Here is a 25,404-nt window from a genome sequence, read left to right on the forward strand (position 1 = left end):
TTCGAGTCGACCTCACCCTTGGAAAGCAAGACAACCGTCTCAACATGCACCGTATGAGGAAACTGATCCACCGCGCGCACCTTCGCAAGCTCGTAGCCTTTCTCGCGCAGGAACTTCACATCCCTTGCGAGTGTTGCGCTGTCGCAGCTGACATACACAACACGCTCCGGCTGCATGTCAACAATCGTCTGAAGTAGCGATTCCTCGCAGCCTTTGCGCGGCGGATCGACAACAATCACATCTGCGTGCGCTTTCTCACCATTGTGCGTCTTCGCATATTCTTTATAATAATCCGGCAGAACTTCCTCGGCTTTTCCGACATAAAATTCTGCATTTTTAATTCCGTTAATCTTAGCATTATTTTTCGCATCATCAATCGCCTGCGGCACGATCTCCACACCGTACACCTGCTTTGCCTTCTGAGCAAGGAACAGGGAAATTGTTCCGATTCCGCAGTACAGATCCCACACCGTTTCCTCACCGGTCAGGTCTGCATAATCCAACGCCAGCTCATATAATTTCTTTGTCTGCACCGGATTCACCTGATAAAATGACAGTGGTGAAATCTGATACTTTACATTTCCGATATAGTCTGTGATAAATGTCTGTCCCCACAGAAGTTTAATCTTATCTCCCATAATAACATTCGTCTTTGCGCGATTCACATTAACAGTAATACTTGTCATTCCCGGAATTTTTCGCAGACGCTCCACAAGAACTTCTGCGTACGGCAGTTCTTCTCCATTTAAGATCAGACAGACCATGATCTCATCGGTTGTGAAGCCGTAACGAATCAGCACATGGCGCACAAGACCGGTATGCTTTTCTTCATTATAAGATAGAATCTTGTATTCTTCCATAAACGCAAGAATACACTCCAGAATCTCTTTATTTACCGGAACACCAAGAATGCAGTCTGTATTTGAAATAATATTGTGCGTTCTTCCGGCATAAAATCCGGCAATCACATGTCCTTCTTTATCTGTGCCGATTGGGAACTGTGCCTTATTCCTGTAACAGAACGGCTGATAGTCCGCTGCACCTGCCTTTTCAGTATCCGCAGCAGCCGCAACTTCTGCGGTTTCGCCGCGTTCCATCCCAACAACCGGCTCCATGATCTCATCTAAAAGCTCCGTTGGCACACCACCGATCCGTTCCAGATTGCCGCACACTTTTCCCTCTTTAAATGCAAGCTGCGCCGAATATTTCATTTCCTGAATCTGACAGCCACCACATTTTCTCGCCATCGGACATGCCGGTGTCTTCACTCTCGCCTCGGACGACGTCAGGATCTTCTGTAATCTCGCATAGCCATAGTGCTTCTTCGCTTTCATGACTTTCGCTTCGATCACATCTCCGATCATGGCATCTTTAATAAAGAGGGTATAGCCATCAACTTTGCCTATGCCCTCTCCATTTACGCCGATATCTTCAATTGTAACTGTTACAACATTGTTTTTTTGCATATCTTTCTCCACTTAAATTGAATCTTATCGCTGCATCTTTGTAATTTTATTTTCCTACACAATCGTCTTTCTCAGATTGGATTCAAATAACCGGTTGTATCCAAGCCAGTCATTGTTCTTCTTGTCTTTGAAAAGTTCCGTCAGTGTCTGCATCTTCGCATCGGTTGCATCTGCGAAATTCAGTGCCAGTGCCTCTGCCAGCGCAGGTTTCTTCGGTGAACCATACTCTAATTCTCCATGATGCGCAACGATACAGTGCTTTAATTCACTTGCCAGCTGCTCCGGAAATCCCGGAATACTTCTGACTGCATCAGAGATCATCTCCACACCGATCACGATATGTCCAAGCAGCTGTCCATCATCTGTATAATCATTTGTCGGGAACGGTGACAATTCTTTTGTCTTTCCGATATCGTGACAAATGGCTGCAGCATATAGCAGATCTTTGTTGAGAATCGGATATGCACTCACCATGTATTCGCACATTTTCACGACACTTAATGTATGTTCCAGAAGTCCTCCGGCAAATCCATGATGAACGGTCTTTGCTGCAGAATGTCCGACAAATGTCTTGATAAATGCTTCATCATTTACAAAATAATACTCTACCGCCTGACGCAGATAGTCATTATCGATCTTCTTCACATATCCGATCAGTTCTTCAAACATACTGTCTGTGCTTTTCTCGGTTGTCGGCATGTAGTCTGCTGCCACATACTCATCTTCATACGCCTTACGGATCTGACGGATATTGAGCTGCAGATTGTTATTATAACTGATCACATCGCCAAATACTTCGATAAAATCCATCTCATCATAGTCTGCGATTCCATTAGAATTCGGATCCCAGACCTTTCCGTCCAGTGTTCCTGTCTTATCCTGCAGAATCAGATTGTCATATGGCTTCCCGTTTCTTGTCTCTGCGCTTCTTTTTCCTTTGCACAGATAAATATTCCGGATGGTTTCGCCTTCTACTAATGTGTTGATATATCTCATATTTTATAGCCTCTTTCTATTATTTATTTCCCACTGTAGCATTAAAATGCACAGCAACATACTGATCTTTCGCACCGCGTCTGTAACCTTTGATCAACAAATGTGTGCCTTCTTTTTCTTCCATCAAAAGTTCATGATACTGTTCAAAATTCTCTATATCTGTTCCTCCAATCGCAGTCAGCACATCCCCGCTCTGGATACCGGCGCGCATCGCCGGAGAATCTGCTTCTACTTTATCTACATAGATTCCTCTTGGAATCCCGCGATCTTCCGCTATATTCTCGGACACATCCGTTGCATGGATTCCGATGTACGGAACGCTCTCTCCGTTCGCCAGAAACTGCATAACATCTTTGATGTCTGAAATCGCATATGCATGCATCAGTTCTTCTTTCGCATCTTCGCCTGCCGCATCACAGATAATTCCAACCACTTCTCCCTGCCGGTTAAACATAATACCACTGCCTCCGGTAAATCCGGCAAGCTCTGCTCCCAGAATATGATATGTACCATCAGCCCACTCTGCTTTCTCGGTACTGGATCTCAGCACACCATATCCCACTGCATCGCCCTGCCCGAAAAGCATACCAAGCAACACGGTGGTGTCACCCTTCTTCACCTCATAGGAACTGCCAAGCGCTGCAAGCCGGATACTCTTTGCCGTCTTTTCTTCCAGCTGTGATTCCTTCACTGCGTAAATCGTCAGTTCTAGATTCGCATCGCTCTTCTTCTCTGTAACCCGATACTTTTTTCCATCACAGAATGTTGCCTGGATCTGCTGTGTTTCTCCCACTTCCATCGTCGGTCCCAGGATCAGAAGTTCCTGCCCGTTGTCTGCGATCAGGACACCGGATACCGACTGACTCTCACTGACAAACTCTTTATTGCCAATCGTTGCATCCGTCAGTACAAGAAGCGATACTACACTTCTCTTTCCTTTCTTCGCAACATCACTTAATGACTTCACAGACTTGCTGTAATTATCTTTCTTCTGTCCGTTTCCATCTTTCCCGGATCTGTCTGTTTCATTTTCTGCAGTCTGCTTCGTGTCTCTTGGAATCGTCACTTCATCCGGATTGCCGGATATTCTGCTCTCTACCCATGGTTTGAACACACTAAAAGTAAAGCAGGCAACCAGTCCGATAAAAATTCCCACGCCTATCTTACGCAGGATTCTCTTCTTCCGTTTTCCTGTGCCACCCACTTCATCTTTGATGACTTCCTGTAAAAAAGAATACTCCGGAGTCTCGTTCATTTCTGATTCTTCTTGCTGTCTTTTTTGCTCATCCATAGGTCCTCGCGTCTCCTTCGCAATCCTTTTTCTAGTATAGCGTATCACCTGCAAATGTTCAATATTTATCCTTTTCTTTATCCTGCAAATAAGGTAGAATATATCCAGGTGAGAATTATGAATAAGAAAACATTAGCAAAACTGGAATATAACAAAATTATCGAACAATTAATAGAACATGCCTCTTCTTTCAGTGGAAAAGAACTGTGCAGAAGACTGAAACCGATGACAGACATTTCTGCCATCAGGAACGCGCAGGATGAGACTGCGGCCGCTTTTACAAGGATCGTGAAGAAGGGACGCCCGTCTTTTAGCGGCTGCAATCCGGTCAACGATTCCATCCGCCGACTAGAGATCGGCGGCGTGCTCGGAAGCGGGGAACTTCTCCGCATCTGCAAATTATTAGAGACCGCCGGTCGTGCAAGAGCTTATGGCAGACATGACAATGCCGATGAGATGGAAGATTGTCTGGACGGCTATTTTGAACAGCTCAATCCGGTAACCATTCTGGTAAATGAGATCCGCCGCTGCGTTATCGACGAGGATGAAATCAGTGACGATGCCAGTCCGGGATTAAAACATGTCCGCCGGGCAATGAACCAGATCAATGACAAAGTACACGCCACTCTTTCCAATATGGTAAATGGATCTCTCCGCACTTATTTACAGGATCCGATCATTACGATGCGTGGCGACCGCTATTGCATCCCGGTCAAAGCTGAGTACCGCAGCCAGGTTTCCGGTATGATCCACGATCAGTCTGCAACCGGTTCTACACTTTTCATTGAACCAATGGCTGTCGTAAAACTGAATAACGATTTAAAAGAATTATATGGGCAGGAGCAGGAAGAAATTCAGAAGGTTCTGGCACGTCTGAGTGCAGACGCTGCCGAATATACAACGGAAATCCACACCTGTTATACAATCCTGCGTCAGCTTGATTTTATTTTCGCAAAGGGTGCACTTGCACTTGATATGAATGCGAGCCAGCCGATTTTTAACACGGAAGGAAGAATCCACATCCGAGAAGGAAGACATCCCCTTTTAGATAAGAAGAATGTCGTTCCGATCACGCTTACATTGGGGGATACATTTGATCTCCTCATTGTCACCGGACCGAATACCGGTGGTAAGACGGTTTCGCTTAAGACCGTTGGACTTTTTACTCTGATGGGACAGGCAGGGCTTCACATTCCGGCACTGGACCGTTCCGAGCTTGCCGTATTTCACGATGTATATGCCGATATCGGAGACGAGCAGAGCATTGAGCAGAGTCTCAGTACATTCTCTTCTCATATGACAAATATCGTTTCCTTTTTGAAACAGGTAGACGAACACTCTCTCGTTCTTTTTGATGAGCTGGGTGCCGGAACTGATCCGACCGAAGGTGCAGCACTTGCGACTTCTATTTTGAATCATCTTCACAGCCGCAGCATCCGCACGATGGCAACAACGCATTACAGCGAACTGAAAGTCTATGCACTGTCTACGCCGGGCGTGGAAAATGCGTCCTGTGAGTTCGACGTTGAGACGCTCCGCCCGACTTACCGGCTTCTGATCGGCATTCCTGGAAAGAGTAACGCTTTTGCTATCGCTTCCAGACTGGGGATTCCGGATTACATCATCGAAGATGCGAAGACACATCTGACAGAACAGGATGAATCTTTCGAGGACATTCTGACAGATCTGGAAACGAGCCGTAAAACATTGGACAAAGAGCGCGAGACGATCGCTGCTTACAAGCGTGAGATCGAACGTCTGAAAATGGAAACCTCCCAGAAGCAGGAGAAGTTAGAAGCCCAGAGAGACCGTATTTTACGTGAGGCAAATGAAAAAGCACATGCTATTCTGGAAGATGCCAAAGAGACTGCCGATGAGACAATGCGAAATTTCCACAAATTCGGCAAGGCGAATATTTCTGCCGCCGAGATGGAGAAAGAACGTGAACGTCTCCGCAAGAAGATGGCGAAAACCCGTTCCGGCATGACACCAGAACCAGCGAAACCGAAGAAACAATACAAACCGTCAGATTTCAAACTTGGCGAATCGGTTAAGGTTCTGAGCATGAATCTTACTGGTTCGGTTGTATCTCTTCCGGATGCAAAGGGCAATCTGGATGTACAGATGGGAATTTTACGCTCCAAAGTAAACATTTCCGATTTGGAGATCATCGACGAGAAGCCGAACTATCTCCAGAAGACAGCGAAGCGTACCGGCAAAGGCAAGATCAAGATGAACAAATCACTTACCGTTGCTACTGAGATCAATTTACTCGGTAAGACAGTCGATGAAGCGGTTGCTGAACTAGACAAATATCTGGATGACGCAAGCCTTGCACATTTAAGCTCTGTCCGCATTGTCCACGGAAAAGGAACCGGTGCACTGCGCCAGGGCATCCACAAATACCTGAAGCGCCAAAAACATGTCAAATCCTTCCGGCTCGGTGCTTTCGGAGAAGGTGACGCCGGAGTTACAATCGCAGAACTCAGATAGAACACTGCGAACGAAGGGAGACTATTTTATATGGTAAATAAACAGAAAATTTTAATCGTAGACGATGATGAAAATATCGCCGAACTGATTTCCTTATATTTAACAAAAGAATGTTTTGACACGATGATGGTCCATGACGGTGAAGAAGCACTTGTCGCATTTGACACTTACCAGCCGAATCTGATGCTTCTGGATCTCATGCTTCCGGGCATTGACGGCTATCAGGTCTGCCGTGAGATCCGTGCAAGATCGAACACACCGATCATTATGCTGTCTGCCAAAGGCGAGGTTTTTGACAAAGTACTTGGGCTGGAAATGGGCGCTGATGATTATATTATGAAACCATTTGATTCCAAAGAAATGGTTGCCCGTGTAAAAGCTGTTCTCCGTCGCTACCAACCGGGGCAGAAGATGGAATCTCCGGTGGAAGACAAAAGTAAGCGTGTCGAATATCCGGGCATTTCCATTAACCTTACCAACTATTCGGTTATTGTGGATGGTCAGACTGTCGATATGCCGCCAAAGGAACTGGAACTTCTCTATTTCCTTGCTGCTTCTCCGAATCAGGTGTTCACAAGAGAGCAGCTTCTGGATCAGATCTGGGGATATGAATACATTGGCGATACCCGTACAGTAGACGTACATATCAAACGTCTCCGCGAGAAGATCAAAGATCATGCTACATGGGGACTTGCTACCGTCTGGGGTATTGGTTACAAATTTGAAGTAAAATAAGAAATAAACCACAGAGGCACTACATGAAAAGTACATTATATTTGAAATTTGTTATTGTATATATCATTTTCGGTTTCCTGAGCCTTTTTACGATCGCAACGCTCGGCTCTGGCTTAATCAGTGATCCGCTGACAGCCAGCACCGGTTCTTCCGTTCATCAGGAAGCGAATATCATTGCAACGAATTACCTGCCGCAATATTTTTATGGAAATATTACGCTCAACGATGTTCATCTGCAACTGTCCGGTATCGAATCGCATCTGAATGCTGCATGCTGGTTTGTTGACCGCAACGGCAAAGTGCTGACCTCGGCATCCTCCGGTGATTTTCCTTCCGCTCCGACCAGAATTGCGAACTTTGATCCGGCAGAAATTGGCAATAACCAATATGAGGTCAGTGATTACCACGGTTACTTTAATGAAGATGTACTCACGGTCATTGCACCGGTGAACAGTAACTATACTTCTCAGGGATATTTGATCATCCACAAAGACTTGAGCAGTGTTTCCGAGACACAGCATTATCTTCTGAATGCAGCTTATACGTGCTTTCTCGTCATCTATATTCTGTCCTTTATGATTCTGCTGGCGTTCCAGTTTTTCGTTTACCGGCCGCTCAGCAAGATCACGGAAGCCGCCAAGCAGTATGCTTCCGGCAATCTGGATTACGAGATACCTGTCAATACCGAAGACGAGATGGGATACCTTTCCGCATCCCTCAACTATATGTCTTCCCAGCTCCGGGATATGGAAGACTACCAGAAGAAATTTGTTGCAAATGTCTCCCATGATTTTCGTTCTCCGCTGACTTCCATCAAAGGCTATGTGGAAGCGATGGCAGATGGTACGATCCCGCCGGAATTACAGGGAAAATATCTGAAAATCATTTTATTTGAGACAGAACGTCTGACGGATCTGACACACGATCTTCTGACATTGAATGAATTTGATACGGAACATCTTCTGTTAGATAAAGTGTCATTCGATATTCATGAGATAATCAAAAACGTAGCCGCATCCTTTGAAGGGCGCTGCACCCAGAAAAAGATTTCGATTGAACTTCTTTTCGCAACCAAACATCTCTATATCTTTGCAGACAAAAGGAAGATCCAACAGGTTCTTTATAATCTGATCGATAATGCGATCAAATTCAGTGATCAGGATTCTTCCATTACGATCGAGACAACCGAGCGTGGCGATAAAGTTTACACATCTGTCAAGGATTACGGTATCGGTATTCCGCGAAATGCACTGAATAAGATCTGGGAACGTTTTTACAAAACGGATCTTTCCCGTGGCAAAGATAAGAAAGGAACCGGACTCGGTCTTGCCATCGTCAAAGAAGCCATACAGGCTCATGGAGAAAATATCAACGTTATCAGCACAGAAGGTGTCGGAACAGAATTTATCTTCTCCCTGCCGAAATCATCTGAAACGAGCAAATAGGCAGAGAAACTGACTTATAAAAACAAGTCAATTTCTCTGCTATTTGTGCCACTCATATCTGTATTCTCCTATATTCTATGTTTAGAAACATGTAAATGCTCCGTCGATCACGAAATCAGATCCTGTTGTAAATGTGCTTGTATCACCTGCCAGATATACGCAGATGGATTCCAGTTCTTCCGGTTTTCCCATTCTTCCAAGCGGTGCCATCTCGTTCCATTTCTCGATCAGCGGAATCAGTGTCGGAGAGTTCAGTGTCAGTTCTGTGCCGATATATCCAGGGCTGATACAGTTCACACGCACACCACGTTTAGCCCACTCGATCGCGAGAGATTTTGTCAACTGGATCACACCTGCTTTAGATGCATTGTATGCACACTGTGGCTGTGGGACATTAACAATATGTGCAGACATGGATGCAGTATTTATGATAGATCCGCCGCCGTGAGCCAGCATATATTTTCCTGCTGCGATATCTGTTAAGAAAATACCGTTCAGGTTGATGTTAATAACCTTTGACCACTGCTCATAAGTCATCTCTTCCGCCGGAGCGTTGATGCAGATACCTGCGTTGTTATGACAGAAATCCAGTCCGCCAAGTTCCTTTACAACTGTCTCTACCATCTCGTCAACCTGCTCTTTGTTCGTGCAGTCTGTCTGGATCGCAATGACTTTTCTTCCTGTCTTCTCAGCCAGTTCTGCCGCTGTCTTCTTTGCTTCCTCGATATCAAGGTCAACGATTGCCACATCAGCTCCTGCCTCTGCAAATGCAGTTGCGGTACATTTACCAATTCCTCTTGCTGCTCCTGTTACAAAACCTTTCTTTCCATCCAGTCTCATTTTCTCAATAATTCCCATGATGATTCCTCCTAATTTATAGTGTGTTTTTACGTTTTGAATCATTTTATAATTTTATTTTATAAAATCATTTTATATAATGTATTTACAGAATAGCCTATTTAAAGTAAATATACAATACTGTAAACTTCACAATCTTTTACCCTCGAATTTGTGAAACACTTACGATCTCAATCTGTCTCTGGACGATTGTACTTTTATTATGTATACTTATCTTATATCTTTTTATTAATTGATTTTGTAAAATAGCTGCGTAGCTGCGAAAGAACACATTTATGTGTATTTTGCGAATTGCTGGGGTAAAAGGTTTTAAACAGTTGCAGATGAATAGGGGACTAGATTATGGATTTTTTCACACTTACAGATATAAAATTAAAGAATTTGTCGGACGTGTACTCATTTATTTACCAGCATCCGTCCTGCCCGAAGCAGATGATCGCAAATGAGCTTGGCATCAGCCTGCCAACGGTATCACAGCATCTGAATACACTTCTGGATGCTTCTCTTATTAAGACATGCGGAAGGCTGGATTCCACGGTCGGACGCCGTGCGGTTGCCTATCAGGTAGAAGCGCTTGCGCGTATTGCGATCGGGATCGAACTGCTGCCGCACCGGGCGACGATTGTTGCACTTAATTTATATGGAAAGGTGATTGCACGCGAGAAGATTTTTCTGGATTTCGAACCGACAGATGATTATTTCATCTCTTTAAAAGATGCTGTACAGAACTTCATGAACACTAATCACTACGAAGAAGAAAAAGTACTTGGCATCGGACTTGGTGTACAGGGACTGATTTCCCCGGATGGAGAAAGTTTTACTTATGGTGAGATCTTAAACAGTACCGGACTGCGTCTGGATACTTTTGCAAATGCATTTCGTTTTCCATGCAAACTCATTCACGATGCGGAATGTGCCTGCTACAGCGAGTTATGGGAGCGGCGTTCTCTGACTGATGCTATTTACATTTCTCTTGGGCAGCATCTGGGCGGCGCCGTGCTGATTGACGGAAAACTGCAGGTTGGCGCCACAGGAAAAAGTGGTACTTTCGAGCATATGACACTCGTTCCGGATGGACTTACCTGTTACTGTGGCAAGAAAGGCTGCGCCGAATGTTACTGTTCCGGACACGCTCTATTAGGCTCCGATGCCGATGACATTCACCAGGAGCTGGATCAATTTTTTGAGAAAAAAGCAGCCGGGAATACCAACTGCCTGACTCGTCTGGATCACTATCTTTCAGACGTTGCCGTGCTGATCAACAACCTGCATATGGTTTTGGAAACACCGGTCATTCTAGGCGGACACATTGCGTCTTATTTCACAGATGAAGATCTCGACCTGATCCGCGAAAAGGTAGCCGCGCGCTCCACATTCGACAGCAATGTTACTTACATTCTCTCCGGCAAATGCAAAAAAGACGCCGTAGCAATCGGCGCCGCAGTTCCATATATTCAGAGTTTCACCGAGCAGTTTGTCGCTCATTTGAGGCAGGATATTTAAGTGGACTCCCGATAGACGGTTAGTCCGCATACTTATGATTACAAAAGTAACCGCTTAGTTTGTCAGACTGGGGCGGTTATTTTTGTGGTTTATGATTATCCTTGCCGAATGTGTATCCAGCACAAAAGCAGGTGATGCCAAAGCTCACAACTGCAACTATTTTATATGATTAACTATATACAGCAAAAACGGCGTTAAATATCCAAGAAGCATGAAAGCTCCCCCTCCTATGAAGAATCCGATTCCTCCTGTTATAAGTGCTATACAAAAAAGTATTAATCCCGGTTTTAACATATACACGTACCTCCGATTCTTCTTCATACCTTAGTTTCCCCAGCGCATACTCCGCTTATAACCTCTACATATATAGTAACCACAAAACTTCCCATTTTGTGACATAAAATGGGAAGTTTTGTGATTTTTGTGCATTTTATATAATTATGGAAATGTGCTGTTTCTTGCCAGGTTAATCCCAGCAAGGATCAAAAGCACTGCTAACGTGATAACCAATTAAATTATAAATATAGCACATTTTTATTTCAGATGATTTCCCAAATACACAATTGACGGTGCCAAGAAACCAATAATTGCGCCTCCCATCAATGCTGCATCTGTTAATTCTCCACCCGGGAGTCCTACTACAAGCATTCCAATACCAGCAGTAAAAATCGATACCACTAGCAATAACCATCCTTTCATTTTCTTCACCTCTTTATTTTTGAACTACCTTTTTATATGCTTCATCTCCACTTCTGCATACCAATTTCGGAGCAAAACTAATTGACGCACCTCCTCCGAACGATACTGACGGAGTTGGCGCAGCTGATACAACTATATGACCATAATTTGACGCAATACCTACCTGTGTTACCTTTTTTCCAATACTCCATGATGTTGTAATGCTGCCAGCCATAGCTACATTTTTATATCTTTTTTTATCTGTATCCCAGTTTTTTCCCATTGTAATTCGTGTAAATACACCTCTTCCAGCATCTTTAGTTTTTACAATTGCATTCTGAGAAGTTACCCCCTGGTCTTTATGTCCGTATTTATAATATTTAACCGTAGCACTTGAAGAATCCTTTGTAAAATTTTCACTGGTTGTCGTAGCCGCAATATCTGTTACTAATGCCGCTGGTTCCTTGCTCCATGACCATGTCATTTTTGTTTTTAAATCCGTTTGATCTTTTTTAGGTGTAAATTTTAAACAGCTTATCGTATACGTCACTTTTCCATAGTGTTCTTTTCCTTTCAATGGTTTTTTCAGTGCTATAATATCCGCTTCTGTAAACCCATTATTTTTCAATTCAACATTTGATGCTTTTTGAGCCGCTTTAAGCATATCGTATTCTGATACTTCTCTTGTATATTATTTGCAGCAGCTTTAGCCGCGCTAAATACAATATCTTCATCAGATTCATTGTCACATATTTCGTTATCGTTTTCAAGCACTTCTTGATTATCTGATTCCTGTGCATATACCGTTGTGGAATTTACAGATGCTCCAAACACTAATGCCCCTGTCAATACGCCAATTAATGCTAACGATACAATTCTTTTCTTCATAACATTTTCTCCTTTTGTCTTTATTTTTCGGATCCGTTTTTGTTTTGTTTACAGTATCATTATTTTTTTAATTTGTCAATAAATTATTATTTTATATTTTTATTACTTTTTACCTATAGACTTAATTTCTCTTTTGCGTTATAGTATGAACAGGCAACAACTTAGGAGGACGACATGATGAAAAAATTTAAAAAGCAAAAGCTTACTAAAAAGCAACTGGAAATCATGAAGATCTTATGGAACAGTCCAACCCCTATGATTGCCTCTGATATTGAAAAGAGTAATCCTTCTTTGAACATCAATACCATACAGGCTTGTCTGCGGGCACTGATGAAAGCAGAATATATCAAAGTCGCAGATATTGTATATAGCGGAACCGTATTGACACGAAGCTATACACCATGTGTTTCAAAAGAAGAATATTTCAATGAATCATTCAGAGACATTGTTGGATCTTCCCCCTTCGCTCTCTTCGCTTCATTGATAGACGCGGAGACGGACGCCGAAGAATTAGAGCAATTAGAACAGTTAATTGCTAAGAAAAAAGAAGAACTGAAAAAGGAGCAATAAGCAATTTATGGAACTTTCTCTCGGACCATTTCTTACTTGTCTGACGACAAGTATGATTTTAACCGTGTATTTTTATTATGTTTTATATAGGAAAAAGACATTTTTTGCACAGGGAAAACGCTTTGTATTTATTGGAATCATATTGATTCTTCTGCGCATGGCAGTTCCCTTGAATTTTCCTTTTACTTACACACTTCGATCAGAACATATTTTGCCAACGTTAATCGGATTTCTATATGATACCACACCATTTCATGGATGGAGTATTTTAGATATCCTATATCGCATTGTTTTTATTGGTGCTGTTATTCAATTAATCCGGCTATTGATCAGCAAGATAAGATTGAATAACTATATAAAGGGATTTGAAGTAAAAGACACTGCCGAGTATCATCACTTATATGAACTGGCATCGCACTATACAACTGACAATATCCGCATTGCCGTGCTGCCGGATACTATTTCTCCGGCTATTACCGGACTTTGCACACCAACATTACTATTACCGGATATTTCTTTTACCGACACAGAACTGGAATATGTTTTCAAACACGAACTCATGCATTATAAAAAACATGATCTATGGATCACGTTACTGGTAGATGTCGTCTGCTGTATTCACTGGTGGAATCCATTGATCTATCTTCTAAAAAAAGAGTATACACTCTTTATGGAAGTTTCCAACGATCAGGCAATCCTGCAGAACAGCAGCCGAAAAGAACATATCCAATATGCCAATTTAATTGTGTCCACTGCAAAGACTGTACATTACAGGCAATGTGCACACCATGCATTATCCATGAACTTTGTTGGAAAGAGTCCATCTAATTTGCGAACACGAATCAAATTTATCACAACAGATTTTACTGATGAAAAACGAAAAAATATATCCCGAATTTTTCAGTCAGCATTTATCACTATATTGTTGATATTTTCTTTTGTATTCGTGACAGAGTTAGTTTTCCCAGATCCCGAAGGCGTTATGGCTATCACTTCAGAAAATGCTTACTTCATCCATCCCAAACATTCTTCAAATTATGATTTATATGTAGATGGAAAATATTTAACAACTTTAGATCATATCCCTGAGGAAATGACCGATTTTCAGATAAAGGAGCAATAAATATATGAAAAAAAGAGTCAAATTAATTCCAGTTTATCTATTAGTATTTAGCTTATTTGCACCATGTACTACGCAGGCTTCCACAAATATTACTCATTCCACTTATACGGCAACGCCTCAGAAAATCTCTATCTCTCCAAGACGTGGTGATGTTATCGAGTGGAGATATAAAACAGTAAATGGTGTTCTGTACAAGCGGAAATACAATAAAACGACTCATAAATGGATTGGCAAGTGGGTTAAGGCTTAGTAACTTCAATTCATCCTATTTTCAAAGACAGCTCCCCGATACACTACTGTACCGGGGAGCTGTTTAAAATTGCTTATTCATTTTATTTACTCATACCGCCGTCAAGTACTACGATCTGATTTGCTGCTACTCCGTAACCAAGCATTTTCTGATATGCTTCTGCTACGTCTTCGCCTTGTCCATCTCCGACAAGTACGAATACAGAGGTCTTTCCGGCTTTCTGCACTTCTTCTTTCAATGCACTTCCGTCATTTTCTTTTACAGATGCTGACACAGCTCCGTCGATATGACCTGCATCGTAATCTGCTTTTACACGAACATCCAGTACGTTACAGATCTTGATCTCTCCTGTCATTGCTGTTGTAAGTTGACTCTTTGTCATAGTCTGCACTGCTTCTCCTGTTTTCAATGTTCCCATTCCGATAAGATACTGTGGCGCTTCATATGGATTCTTTGCCATGGATGACCATTCCGGATCCATAGACCACTGTCCGCTTTCCAAGATATAGATGTCATCATTGTTGATTCCCATCAGACTTCTTGCGACTTTTACTCCAATTTGTGCAATTTCGCCACCATAATAGCAGATAAATACATGTTTTTTACCGTTTTCATTGGACAAGCCCACTTTCTTCAGATTCTCTACACATTGATCAGCTGCAAGGTAATCGTATTCATCAGACATCATCGGGGCACCAAGTGCGCTGATCACATGTGCTTTTGTATAAGAACCCATGTCCAGTCCGCTCTTATCTATGTTCTGGCGCACGTCGATCAATTCGTATTCGCTGTTACCGGATGCAAGTGACGTAAGTACATCTTTCGCTGTAACATACTGATATGCGCTGGATTTTACAGTAACCTGACACTCTTTTTTCTGGTCTTCTCCAGATACACTGATCACTGCTTTTCCTTCTCCTACCGGTGTGATCACACCATTTTCTACAGTTGCAACTGCTTCATCGGAAGACTCCCATGTCAGCTTGTCTGTATCGATTCCACTTGCTGTTACTGTCGCTGTATAGCCATCTTTTACATACAATGTCACTTCAGATTTATCAATTTTTAATTCCGGTTTCTCGTCAATCGGCGGTTTCGGCTCATCCGGTTTTGATGGCTTCTTCACCAGTTTCTTTGTCTTAAATGTCTTTGCCTTACTATATTTGCTGTACTTCTTGCCATTCAGACTGCGTACTTTTACAGAATACTTTGTATTTCCTTTCAGATTCTTTAATGTGACCGCTGTCTTTTTGGTTGTCACTTTCTTCCAGCTCTTTTTGCTCTTTGCTTTGTAAGCAACGCGGTATTTCTTCGCATTTTTTGCTTTCTTCCATTTTACTTTCACGGTTGCTGTCTTCGTGTTGCTGGTGCTCTTGTAGACTTTCACTGTCTTAGCCTTTACTGCTGCCGGTTTCTTCGCTGCTGCCTCACTGACATTTGGCAATAACATAGACAATGCTACTGCTATCATCAGTCCAAACATCAGCACTCGTTTTGCTTGATTTTTCAATACTTTTTCCTTCCTTTCCTTCTGGTTATAATGTTATTTTGCGCCAATAGTTCTTAGCTCCATTCTACAAAAGGTGTGGTTGGAAAACAAATTCGAAATTAATATAAGTATTATAGATAACTTATATAAAAAAAGTGTCGCAGTAACGATTTTTTTAATCGGTACTACGACACTATCTTTTCTAAAACATCTATTGCATCCGAAAGAAGTTGCCAGTGGCAGGTTTTGTGGGTGCTTCTTCACTTTATTTACTCATACCACCATCACAGCAGTCCTGTTTTCTCTTGAAATTCTTCCAGGGAGTCCGCTCTCGCGGCGACTTTCAACCAGCTTGTTAAAACCTGCAAATCTTTTTCTGATTCAATCCGGGTTTGAAGTGCTTCCGGTATATCGCCAAACTCCTGTAAGAGTTCCAGTAGAGAATCACGTATTCCAACAGCTTTGCCTTCACGCAGTCCAGCCGCTTCGCCATCTGCATATTCTTCCATGCGTATTAACCTTTCCCGCTTTTCCCATGTGTAATCCAGATGTGTCATTTTCTTTACTTCATCCTTTCTTCTCCTGAAAAAATCTTCCAATACATGATAATCTATACAATCATGTATCGCACTGTCAACTGCCTCTTCCAGATTCATTTGCTGTCTTTGATTCTCTCTTACTTTTTCCACAAAGTATGTATATCCCTCCAGCACTGTTGATTTCTTTTTCAACTTCTGATTATTTTCCGGATTGATATTATAAACCTTGCAGATGATCTCTATCTGTGGTTCCTGTGCTTTGTGGTAAAAAGAATCCGACAATCTCATTTCTTCGTATTCTGGTTTCTTTTGCATCCCATTATAAAATACAATAAAGTGCGGTGTCGGTATCTGTATTTGCCTTCTGCTGAATAAATCTTTGTCATTATCTTTCAACCAGTCTTCCAGCGCATTTTCTTTGCTTTCCATTAACATGGAAAACACATCGCTTTTGTACTCTCTGTTTTTTCTCATGAATTTCTCCCTTCTTTGATTATGAGTCCTTCACAAGAAATTTGTGCGGTCTTTTAAGTACCTCAAGGACTCCTGCTGCTATTAGTGAAATTTAAAAGCATGAATTCCTTTCAGATACTTTAGATATGAATAAGACACGCTTAAAAGCGCAAAAGAAAAAGATGCTTTTATAGGAGTTTAGCACTATCAAAGCATCTTTTCAACTTATTTCACAACTTTTGTATGCAAATTTTATTATCAAAAAGAATGAATATATCATTTGTGCGGCAACCCCATCCGTCTTATTTCAGATTTTGCGGATCCCGTCCAAACGCTTTATAATATACAAATTTCTGCTGATTTTGTTTCACATATTCTTTTAATGTTTCAACTACACCACTCTCGACATCCATGTCCAATGTTTTTTGAACTGCCACATCATCTTTTCCATATATTTGTTCCAAGTCTTTCCGGTAATAGCCTCCACCTCTTGGACAGATAATTTTCTCCACTTTATAGCCATCTTTTGTTTCTTTTAGATATGCAACCGCTCTGTTTCCATCCGCATCTGACTCGTATAATGTCTTACCTGAAGTCACAAAGCCATACCAGTAAAATGTACCAATTATTTTAACCGTATCACCCTGCTTTTTTATACCTGTAATTTGAATAATCGGAAGCACCAATTCATATTGCTTTTCAGGCAATGTAGATTCTATATTCTTTCCATGATATACACTTCCTGCATATACTTTTGGATTTTCGTAAAAGCAGTTAATCAATGCCTGTTTCACTGAATTTTTATCCGCTACATAATATTTTGGATAGTTTTTCTCCTCTGCATCAGATTCTATAGCAAAAACATAAAGTTTATCTTTTGTTATTTTTTTTGTATTCTGGTTTTGTCGATATATATACATCTGATACTTTGATGTACCGGCATTCTTTTTCAATACCAGGCAAGAGTTCTGGATTCCCCCATTTTTTACTTTCGTTCTCAAACATTTTTCACTGTAAATCTTTCCTTCAAATATTTTTTCTGCATTTGAAAATTGCTCCCAGGTTGTTTTATATCTTTGTGATTTCTTTCTTTGTTTTTCCAGATTTTCTGTAACTTTTTTTGTCTCGACCGGCGACAGCGAAGAAATTTCCTTCTTCTTTAAATTTCCCTTACACATACCAAGATCATAGCGATAATATTTTCCATATGGCTTCCCTTCTTGGCAATTGTAAATATACAAATTATCTCCATCAACAATAAATCTTGTCTTTAATGTTTCTGTACCGAAGAAATTACTTTGAATTTTATCAAGATCTATCGTCCCTTCTACCCGTCCTCTCTCCTGATCATAAATAACGACGCCAAATGTCCCTGCAAAAATAATTCTTTCTTTCGTATCTTCCAGAAGTTCCGGTGCGTAAGCAGTATCTACTTTCACATGATAGTCCGTCATCTTCTGCACTACATGCTGACTGTCTTTATCCACTTTCCAGAAATTTGCAAGAACCTCCATCATTTTTCCACCATTCATCCTGTCAATGGCTCCTAAAATTCCGACTGCAAGCACCAAAAATGCTGCCGCTTTTAGAAAAACCTTCCTGTAATATCCTTTTTCCTTTGTTCTTTTCCTATTTTCCGATTTTATCATCCGTCCCACTGTTGGTTCATCTATCTGTTTTTCTATTTTATTCCATATATCTTCCTGCACCTGCGCTGAAGGCTCTAACAGCAAAAATGCTTTTTTTATCTGATTCTTATTCATCTGCCCATACTTCATATTTCTTCCTCCTTTCTCGTTTCTAACATCATTTTTAACTGTTTTCTTGCTGCTGATAATCTGGATTGTATCGTGCTTTCTTTTATTCCGGTCATAGCACTGATTTCCTTTACTGAATATTCTTCATAGTAATAAAAATACAATACTTCCCTATACTTTTCCGGAAGCTTTTGAACCTTTTCCAACAAGCAATATTCTTCTTTTTGTTCCTGTGGAATTTGTTGCAAATCCGGCTCGCGATCTGCTCTTCTTTTAAACCAACCACTCTTTAATATATCCAGGCATGTATGTTTTGTTGTACGAAGAAGCCACGCACGAATGTGTACTTCATTTGCAAATTCCGGCTCCTTCTCCCACATTTTCAAAAATATATCCTGAACCGCATCCCCTGCATCACTCTCATTTTTCAGGTACAACATACACAACCGATATACCATGCCATTATATTCTTCATACATACGATAGAATTTGTCTTTCGTCCATTCCAATATCTTTCCACCTCCTTTTTGTTTTCACTTTATATACGAATGAGAGGGACGGAATATCCAAAAATTATATAGTTTTGGCTTCTCATATATAAAAGAAGCTGTAAAAAAACCGCCTATGGTTTTCCATAAGCGGTGTCTGTCTTATTTTTTATTATCTCTCGTTATCGTATTTAACGAATGCGTCTACCTTCGGCTGTGATGAGCATCCCGGTACGAATTCGTTGCCAAGGAATGCATCTACAAGAAGTTCTCTTACTTTATTTCCTGTTGTAAAAGCTCCCATACAAGCGATATTAGCATCGTTGCTCAGTCTTGCTCTCTGCGCTGAATATACGTCAGAGATCAGTGCTGCATATGCACCTTTAACTTTATTAGCTGCGATAGATACTCCAATACCTGTTCCGCAGATCAGAATACCACGATCATATTCTTTTGCTGCAACTGCTTCTGCAACTTTGACTGCTGTATGTGCGTAAATCGGGTCTTCGCTTCCGAAGTCTGTAACTTCTCCGTATCCTTTAGATTCGATATACTTGATAACTTCCTCTTTTGCTGCCTGTGCATTTGGATCGCATCCGATTGCAATTTTCATGGTTCATTCCTCCTATATAATACGTAAATTTCTTATAAAATTATTCTAGCATTATCGATTGTTTTTGTCTACTTTCGTTTACTTTCGTTTCGAAATTCTTTCCATTTTCAGCAATCTTTACCAAATATTTTTACAAATCTATTAAAAAGATCCCTCTTAACATCATTTCCTCCTACGTATTGCTAAGAGTCTTTTATATATCCACTCATCAAATACAATCTTCTGCAGCTTTCTACGCTTCATACCGTATCAGCCTCTGCACATCTTCCAGAGTTTCACGCTCGCCGCTTGCAAGCAGGGAAAATAACACTGCTCCATATGCCGCTTCTTCTGCGTATTTCGGGATACGAAGTTTCATCCGGAAACGATCGCTTGCAATCTTCTGCAACAGTGGGTTTTTGCGAATTCCATTTCCGCTTCCGACAAAGTGACTGCCATCTTTCAGATTCTCCGGCAGTACATTATAAAACTGATACAGCTCTTCGCACAGTCCTCGAAGTACACCGTACGCCAAATCTCCCGGATGGAAGGTATCTACTGTCAGCCCGGTAATACTTCCGGTCAGTGCCGGATTCTCACGACTTCCATTGAATCTTGTATCGACTGTCAATGTTTTCTCTTTTTCTGCAGCTTCTCCTGCGATCCGGTTCATGATACTGTAAATATCTTTCGGGCAGCCTACGCCTGCCAGTGCATAGATTTCCTCAAAAAATCGTTTCACAAGATTGTAGGAATATCCACCACACAAAGAAGAGCCTGCCATCAGATAGGAACCTTTCAAATATGGGCGGCACTCGATTCCATCTGCTTTTACCAGCTCTTCGCTGTAAACAGATACCTGTCCGCCGGTTCCTACATTTAACAATACTTTGCAGTCCTGATTGACAGAACCTAAGAAACTTGCCTGATTATCTCCAAATGCAACTGCGACCGGGATTGTTTTCCCCGCATATGTCGGATATTTCTCCATATCTGCTGTATAAGCTCCGCATATCGTGCTTGTTGTTGCTACTTCCGGAAGTAATTCCGGGTTCATACCAGCTTTTTCTACCGACGTGCGGTCAAAATCTCCGGCTTTCATATTGTAAAGTCCGAGACTTGCCGCCATTGTCTGATGCATCTTCGGTCTCTTCTCACCTGCCAGAGACATTGCAACATAATCCGGGATCGTGCAAAATGACTTTGCTTCTTCTGGTACAAGTCCATGTTTTGTATTGTAATAATTGGTTGTCAGGCCGAATCCGGATGCCATGTGATAGCCGGTTATTTTAGATAACTCAGCGGCATATGTCATACAAACATTTCCTGATTCGCCAGTCTCTGCGTTGTCTGCCACTTTGTTTCCGCTATCTATATTTCCAGAATCACCCATCTCTGAATTGTCTGCCACTTTGCTTTCAGTATCTGTATTTCCCATGCCCTCAGAATCCACTACTGGTTGTTTCTTCTGGATATCAGCACATACTAAATCTCCTCTGCCATCCTGCCATGTATACAGCGGACTGACTGCCACGCCATTTTCATCTACATAGACAATTCCGTGCATCTGTCCGGTTACGCCAATGCTCACAATATCTTCCTGTTCGGAAAGATACTCTTCTAATATATTTTTGCATTTCACAAGAATTTTATCTGCATCCTGTGTGCGTTCGTATGTATGTACACTCTCTATCACAGAGTCATTGGTAAGCGTCTTCGCATCCAAAAGTTCTCCTGTCTTCGCGTCTACAAGCACTCCACATACGGTTGTTGTTCCGATATCTAATCCTATTGCTTTCATCTTCCTGCCTTCCCTTTTCCCAAACCGATCTGACGATTATCTTCTGAATTTTTTATATAGCATGCGCCCCGATAGTAACCTGTCGGAGCGCATATGAAAATCTTATATTCAATCTGTAAATTCTACACTAACTGTTTATTTTCCGTTATTATTCTTCGTAGTTTGGATGAAGGATGACTTTCAGTGTGCCCGGACCTCCCTTGGCAGCCAGCGCAATTCCTTTATCGTAATCATCCAGTGGCATTTCATGTGTAACAAGTTCTTTTACCTGTACTTTTCCAGCCTCAAGATATTCCAGTGCACGTCCGAAGCAGTGTGTCTGTGCCCATGTCGGGATCAGTTGGATCTCGTGGAGATACCAGTACTCTGGATCAATTGCCCATTTTGCACCTGCGTGCGGCATTGCAAACATCATGAATTTTGCACCCATTTTTCCGAATTTGATCATGCTTTCCATTACATCTACATTTGCAGTTGTATCAACAAGGATATCAAATCCTTCCGGAGCGATTTCTCTTAATTTAGCTTCGTGTTTGCTTGGATCGTTACGATCCATAAGGATTGTCTCTTTACATCCGTATTTCTTCAGGATATCCAGTTTGTCCTGGCTTGGTCCGCATACTACAACACGATTTGCGTTAGAGTGCATCAGCAGCTGTGTCATGATGATTCCTGTCGGTCCGCATCCATATACAAGAACGTCATCACCGAATTTCACCTGGATACGGTCCATGGAATGTACCGCACATGCAGTCGGTTCTGCGAAAATTGCCTCGTTGAAAGACAAGTTATCGCTGATCGGAAATACTTTATCTGCATTCACTGCTACATACTCAGCGAATCCTCCAGGGCCGTTGCATCCCAGTGAGTAGAAATTTTTGCAGTATAATGGCTCGTCTTTTCTGCAGTAGTAGCAGTCTCCGCACAGTACTGTGTTATCTGCAGTTACTCTGTCTCCAACTTTAAATGTGTCTACATGCTCACCGACTTTGTATACATATCCGGCAAATTCATGTCCGTTTAACAGTGGGAACTCTGCAAGGAATCCACCTGCTGCAAGTGCTACGTCTGCGCCTTTACAAATACCGCAAGACATAACTTTGATCAGTACCTGATGTGGTCCGATCTCCGGTACCGGAACCTGTTTTACTTCGCAATGACCTGGTTTGTCATATACGTTTGCTTTCATCATGTCCATAGTAATTTCTCCTTTGCTGTCGCCTTTGTCGATTGAATTATTGTTTGTAGTTTATTTTTTTAAGGCGATTGCCTGTTTTGCTTTTTCTACAATCTTCTCCGGTGTTAAACCATATTTTACCATCAATGCTTCTGCTGTTCCGGAATGTCCGAATACATCTTCTACACCATGTTTCACAACCGGTACCGGGCAGCTTTCTGTAACGACTTCTGCTACTGCTGCGCCAAGTCCGCCGATAACATTGTGCTCTTCTGTTGTTACAATTGCACCCGTCTCTTTGGCTGCTTTGATGATAATATCTTTGTCAATCGGTTTGATCGTATGCAGGTCGATCACACGGGCTTTGATTCCTTCTGCTGCGAGAAGATCTGCTGCTTTTAATGCTTCCTGAACCATCAGACCTGTTGCGATGATTGTTACATCATCTCCGTCCTTTAACTGTGCACCCTTGCCAAGTTCAAATTTATATCCCGGAATAGAGTCAGTTATATTTTCAACTCCGGAACGTCCCAGTCTTAAATAGCACGGTCCGTCATAATCGATCATTGCTTTTACAACTTCTCTTGTCTCATTTGCATCACATGGGCAGATAACTGTCATTCCCGGGATGGTGCGCATCAGACTTAAGTCTTCGATACACTGATGAGTTGCTCCATCTTCTCCTACAGAAAGTCCTGCATGTGTTCCGACAACTTTTACATTAAGTCCCGGATATGCAATGGAGTTTCTTACCTGATCGTAAATTCTTCCTGCTGCAAACATTGCAAATGTATGGATAAATGCTGTCTTTCCGCAGGATGCTGCTCCGGCTGCCATACCTGCCATGTTACACTCTGCGATACCTGCGTTGAAGAATCTCTCCGGATACTTCTGTGCAAAATAGCAGGACATTGTACAAATTGTAAGGTCCGCATCAAATACCATGATGTTCTCATCTGCTCCGAATTCACACAGAGCTCTTCCATAGGCTTCTCTTGTTGCTATTACTTCTCCCATAATTACACCTCCAATGATGCAGCCTGTGCATCTAATTCTTTGAATGCCTGTTCAAACTGTTCCGGTGTCGGTGTGCTTCCATGGAATTTTACATTGTTTTCCATGAAGGAAACACCTTTTCCTTTTACAGTCTTTGCTACGATAACCGTCGGAGCACCTTTTGTCTCTTTTGCTTTGTCAATTGCATCTGCAATCTGTGCATAATCGTGTCCGTCGATTGTAAGTACATTCCACTTGAAGGCTTTGAATTTATCTTCAATCGGATATGGTGACATTACTTCTTCAATGGTTCCGTCAATCTGCAGATTGTTGTTATCTACGAATACGGTCAGGTTGTCCAGTCCGTAATTTCCGGCTGCCATAGCTGCCTCCCAGATCTGTCCTTCCTGAATCTCGCCATCTCCTAATGCTGCATATACACGATAATCTTTCTTATCCACTTTTCCGCACAGAGCCATTCCGATTGCTGCGGATAAGCCCTGTCCAAGGGAACCTGCTGACATATCTACACCAGGTACCTTTGTCATCTCTACGTGTCCGGAGAGATAACTGTCTACATTTCTGAATGTTTTCAGATCTTCTACCGGGAAGAATCCACGAAGTGCCAATGTCGCGTACATAGTCGGTGTACAATGACCTTTTGACAGTACAAATCTGTCTCTGTCGGGATCTTTAGGCTGCTCCGGGTTGATGTTCATTTTTTCCCAATATAAAACTGTCAAAATATCTGCCACTGAAAAGGATCCACCTACGTGTCCTGAATGAGCGGCTTCGATTGCTTCTAATGCTGTTCTGCGGACTTTTACTGCCTTCGCAGCCAGCTCCTGCACTCTTTTTTCTTCCATTGTTTTAGACCTCCGTCATTGTTTTCTTAGCTTTTTTAGCTATATCGCCATGCAGCGGGGCTAACGACTGCACGGCGAAAGCATCATTGAAATAAAATATTTGAGTAATTACTCTTGTTTAGCAGATGGTAAATCCACCATCGATCACAAGATTTGCTCCGTTTACGAGGCTGGATGCGTCACTTGCAAGGAATACTGCGCATGCTGCCACTTCTTCCGGATAACCAAATCTATGTGCCGGAATTTTCTTTTTAAATTCTACTCCACGTTCATTATTCCAGTTTTCTTCTCCCATCGGAGTCAGGATAATTGTCGGAGAGATTGCATTTACATTAATGTTGTACTGTGCCAGTTCCATAGCGAACTGTTTTGTAGCATAGATTACAGCAGCTTTACAACATCCGTAGGTCAGATGTCCGTCAAGTGCAACAACTCCTGCCTGGGAACCCATGTTGATGATCTTTCCGCCGCCCTGTTCTTTCATAACTTTTGCAGCAGCACGTCCAAATCTTACTGTTCCTGTCAGGTTGATGCTAAGTGTCTTATCCCAGAGATCTTCCTCATGATCCAGAACACTCTGTACAACACCGATTCCTGCGCAGTTTACAAGAATATCCAGTCTTCCGAATGTCTCAACTGTCTTTGCCACACAGTCATCAATATCTGCAGTTTTTGTAATGTTTCCAACATATGCGAGATAGCCTACGCCCTGCTCCTTCATGTAATCGTCAAGGTCATCTGCCTTGTTCATGTCAAAGCTTACTACGTTAGCGCCTTTTCTTGCATACATTTTTGCAATCTCATATCCGATACCACTAGCTGCACCAGTTACAATTGCTGTCTTGCCTTCCAGACTGAAATCTTCATTAAAATTTCTATAGTCTACCATCATAAACCTCCATTTTGCTGTATTCATCTGTTTTTTATAATACCCACGGATTGCTTCGCAT

General features: G+C 41.9%; 24 protein-coding genes. 7 read left to right on the top strand and 17 right to left on the bottom strand.

Annotation, left to right across the window (positions count from 1 at the left end; translation table 11 throughout):
• The 3 genes from rlmD to DXC04_RS13845 form a co-directional block, all read right to left on the bottom strand.
• Positions 1 to 1,466 (bottom strand): 23S rRNA (uracil(1939)-C(5))-methyltransferase RlmD (gene rlmD / locus DXC04_RS13835; RefSeq protein ID WP_118661238.1); only part of this gene is annotated, 1,466 nt, incomplete at its 3' end.
• Between the two features lie 54 nt (positions 1,467 to 1,520).
• Complete coding sequence (locus tag DXC04_RS13840; RefSeq protein ID WP_021860263.1) at positions 1,521 to 2,462, bottom strand: 3'-5' exoribonuclease YhaM family protein; 942 nt, start codon at positions 2,460 to 2,462, stop codon at positions 1,521 to 1,523.
• Between the two features lie 19 nt (positions 2,463 to 2,481).
• Positions 2,482 to 3,753, bottom strand: coding sequence for a S1C family serine protease (locus DXC04_RS13845; RefSeq protein WP_118661239.1), 1,272 nt, complete (start codon positions 3,751 to 3,753; stop codon positions 2,482 to 2,484).
• A gap of 117 nt (positions 3,754 to 3,870) precedes the next feature.
• On the opposite strand from DXC04_RS13845, the gene DXC04_RS13850 reads away from it, so the two are divergent.
• Genes DXC04_RS13850 through DXC04_RS13860 form a run of 3 tightly spaced genes read left to right on the top strand, consistent with a single transcriptional unit; the run spans position 3,871 to position 8,426 of the window.
• Positions 3,871 to 6,246, top strand: a complete 2,376-nt coding sequence (locus DXC04_RS13850) for an endonuclease MutS2 (protein ID WP_117538516.1) — start codon at positions 3,871 to 3,873, stop codon at positions 6,244 to 6,246.
• 30 nt (positions 6,247 to 6,276) lie between these two features.
• Positions 6,277 to 6,981 (top strand): response regulator transcription factor, encoded by a 705-nt coding sequence (locus DXC04_RS13855; protein WP_021860266.1) that lies wholly within the window; start codon positions 6,277 to 6,279, stop codon positions 6,979 to 6,981.
• Between the two features lie 23 nt (positions 6,982 to 7,004).
• The gene (locus DXC04_RS13860) at positions 7,005 to 8,426 is read left to right on the top strand and encodes a HAMP domain-containing sensor histidine kinase (protein ID WP_117538515.1); all 1,422 of its coding nucleotides are present in this window, start codon (positions 7,005 to 7,007) and stop codon (positions 8,424 to 8,426) included.
• 81 nt (positions 8,427 to 8,507) lie between these two features.
• Here DXC04_RS13860 and DXC04_RS13865 read toward each other — a convergent pair whose 3' ends face one another.
• Positions 8,508 to 9,284 (bottom strand): SDR family oxidoreductase, encoded by a 777-nt coding sequence (locus DXC04_RS13865; protein ID WP_021860268.1) that lies wholly within the window; start codon positions 9,282 to 9,284, stop codon positions 8,508 to 8,510.
• Positions 9,285 to 9,626: 342 nt separating this feature from the next.
• Here DXC04_RS13865 and DXC04_RS13870 point away from each other — a divergent pair, with 342 nt between their 5' ends.
• On the top strand, positions 9,627 to 10,787 hold the full coding sequence (locus DXC04_RS13870) for an ROK family transcriptional regulator (protein ID WP_117538514.1): 1,161 nt from the start codon (positions 9,627 to 9,629) through the stop codon (positions 10,785 to 10,787).
• 534 nt (positions 10,788 to 11,321) lie between these two features.
• On the opposite strand, the gene DXC04_RS15630 is transcribed toward DXC04_RS13870, so the two are convergent.
• The 3 genes from DXC04_RS15630 to DXC04_RS13880 are packed head-to-tail and all read right to left on the bottom strand — an operon-like array spanning position 11,322 to position 12,353.
• Complete coding sequence (locus DXC04_RS15630; protein WP_021860271.1) at positions 11,322 to 11,486, bottom strand: hypothetical protein; 165 nt, start codon at positions 11,484 to 11,486, stop codon at positions 11,322 to 11,324.
• Between the two features lie 13 nt (positions 11,487 to 11,499).
• Positions 11,500 to 12,129, bottom strand: a complete 630-nt coding sequence (locus tag DXC04_RS13875) for a hypothetical protein (RefSeq protein ID WP_118661240.1) — start codon at positions 12,127 to 12,129, stop codon at positions 11,500 to 11,502.
• Positions 12,090 to 12,353 (bottom strand): hypothetical protein, encoded by a 264-nt coding sequence (locus tag DXC04_RS13880; RefSeq protein ID WP_118661241.1) that lies wholly within the window; start codon positions 12,351 to 12,353, stop codon positions 12,090 to 12,092. Before DXC04_RS13880 ends, DXC04_RS13875 begins: the two co-directional genes overlap by 40 nt.
• 174 nt (positions 12,354 to 12,527) lie before the next feature.
• On the opposite strand from DXC04_RS13880, the gene DXC04_RS13885 reads away from it, so the two are divergent.
• The 3 genes from DXC04_RS13885 (at position 12,528) to DXC04_RS13895 (ending at position 14,296) form a co-directional block, all read left to right on the top strand.
• Positions 12,528 to 12,923 carry a BlaI/MecI/CopY family transcriptional regulator gene (locus DXC04_RS13885; RefSeq protein ID WP_242993006.1) on the top strand — a complete coding sequence of 132 codons (396 nt, stop codon included), beginning with the start codon at positions 12,528 to 12,530 and terminating at the stop codon, positions 12,921 to 12,923.
• A gap of 169 nt (positions 12,924 to 13,092) precedes the next feature.
• Complete coding sequence (locus DXC04_RS13890; RefSeq protein ID WP_186855546.1) at positions 13,093 to 14,046, top strand: M56 family metallopeptidase; 954 nt, start codon at positions 13,093 to 13,095, stop codon at positions 14,044 to 14,046.
• Positions 14,047 to 14,050: 4 nt separating this feature from the next.
• Positions 14,051 to 14,296, top strand: coding sequence for a hypothetical protein (locus DXC04_RS13895; RefSeq protein ID WP_117538510.1), 246 nt, complete (start codon positions 14,051 to 14,053; stop codon positions 14,294 to 14,296).
• 82 nt (positions 14,297 to 14,378) lie between these two features.
• Here the strand turns inward: DXC04_RS13895 and DXC04_RS13900 are convergent, their stop codons facing one another.
• From DXC04_RS13900 to DXC04_RS13945, 10 genes are all read right to left on the bottom strand, one after another.
• A complete protein-coding gene (locus tag DXC04_RS13900; RefSeq protein WP_117538509.1) occupies positions 14,379 to 15,806 on the bottom strand; it encodes a rhodanese-like domain-containing protein in 1,428 nt (475 codons plus the stop codon).
• A gap of 263 nt (positions 15,807 to 16,069) precedes the next feature.
• The gene (locus tag DXC04_RS13905; protein WP_117538508.1) at positions 16,070 to 16,798 is read right to left on the bottom strand and encodes a hypothetical protein; all 729 of its coding nucleotides are present in this window, start codon (positions 16,796 to 16,798) and stop codon (positions 16,070 to 16,072) included.
• A 281-nt stretch (positions 16,799 to 17,079) separates the two neighbouring features.
• A complete protein-coding gene (locus DXC04_RS13910) occupies positions 17,080 to 18,555 on the bottom strand; it encodes a hypothetical protein (protein WP_117538507.1) in 1,476 nt (491 codons plus the stop codon).
• Positions 18,552 to 19,043 (bottom strand): RNA polymerase sigma factor, encoded by a 492-nt coding sequence (locus tag DXC04_RS13915; protein WP_118520767.1) that lies wholly within the window; start codon positions 19,041 to 19,043, stop codon positions 18,552 to 18,554. Before DXC04_RS13915 ends, DXC04_RS13910 begins: the two co-directional genes overlap by 4 nt.
• A gap of 151 nt (positions 19,044 to 19,194) precedes the next feature.
• On the bottom strand, positions 19,195 to 19,635 hold the full coding sequence (locus tag DXC04_RS13920; protein ID WP_021860281.1) for an RpiB/LacA/LacB family sugar-phosphate isomerase: 441 nt from the start codon (positions 19,633 to 19,635) through the stop codon (positions 19,195 to 19,197).
• Between the two features lie 232 nt (positions 19,636 to 19,867).
• A complete protein-coding gene (locus DXC04_RS13925) occupies positions 19,868 to 21,415 on the bottom strand; it encodes a sedoheptulokinase (protein ID WP_118661242.1) in 1,548 nt (515 codons plus the stop codon).
• Positions 21,416 to 21,563: 148 nt separating this feature from the next.
• A complete protein-coding gene (locus DXC04_RS13930; protein ID WP_117538504.1) occupies positions 21,564 to 22,613 on the bottom strand; it encodes a zinc-dependent alcohol dehydrogenase family protein in 1,050 nt (349 codons plus the stop codon).
• 51 nt (positions 22,614 to 22,664) lie between these two features.
• Complete coding sequence (locus DXC04_RS13935; protein WP_117538503.1) at positions 22,665 to 23,609, bottom strand: transketolase family protein; 945 nt, start codon at positions 23,607 to 23,609, stop codon at positions 22,665 to 22,667.
• 2 nt (positions 23,610 to 23,611) lie between these two features.
• Positions 23,612 to 24,454 carry a transketolase gene (locus tag DXC04_RS13940; RefSeq protein WP_021860285.1) on the bottom strand — a complete coding sequence of 281 codons (843 nt, stop codon included), beginning with the start codon at positions 24,452 to 24,454 and terminating at the stop codon, positions 23,612 to 23,614.
• Positions 24,455 to 24,572: 118 nt separating this feature from the next.
• A complete protein-coding gene (locus tag DXC04_RS13945) occupies positions 24,573 to 25,370 on the bottom strand; it encodes a GolD/DthD family dehydrogenase (RefSeq protein ID WP_117538502.1) in 798 nt (265 codons plus the stop codon).
• Positions 25,371 to 25,404: the final 34 nt, after the last annotated feature.

The organism is Dorea sp. OM07-5, assembly GCF_003481355.1.
GTDB classification, from domain to species: Bacteria; Bacillota; Clostridia; order Lachnospirales; family Lachnospiraceae; genus Dorea_D; species Dorea_D hominis.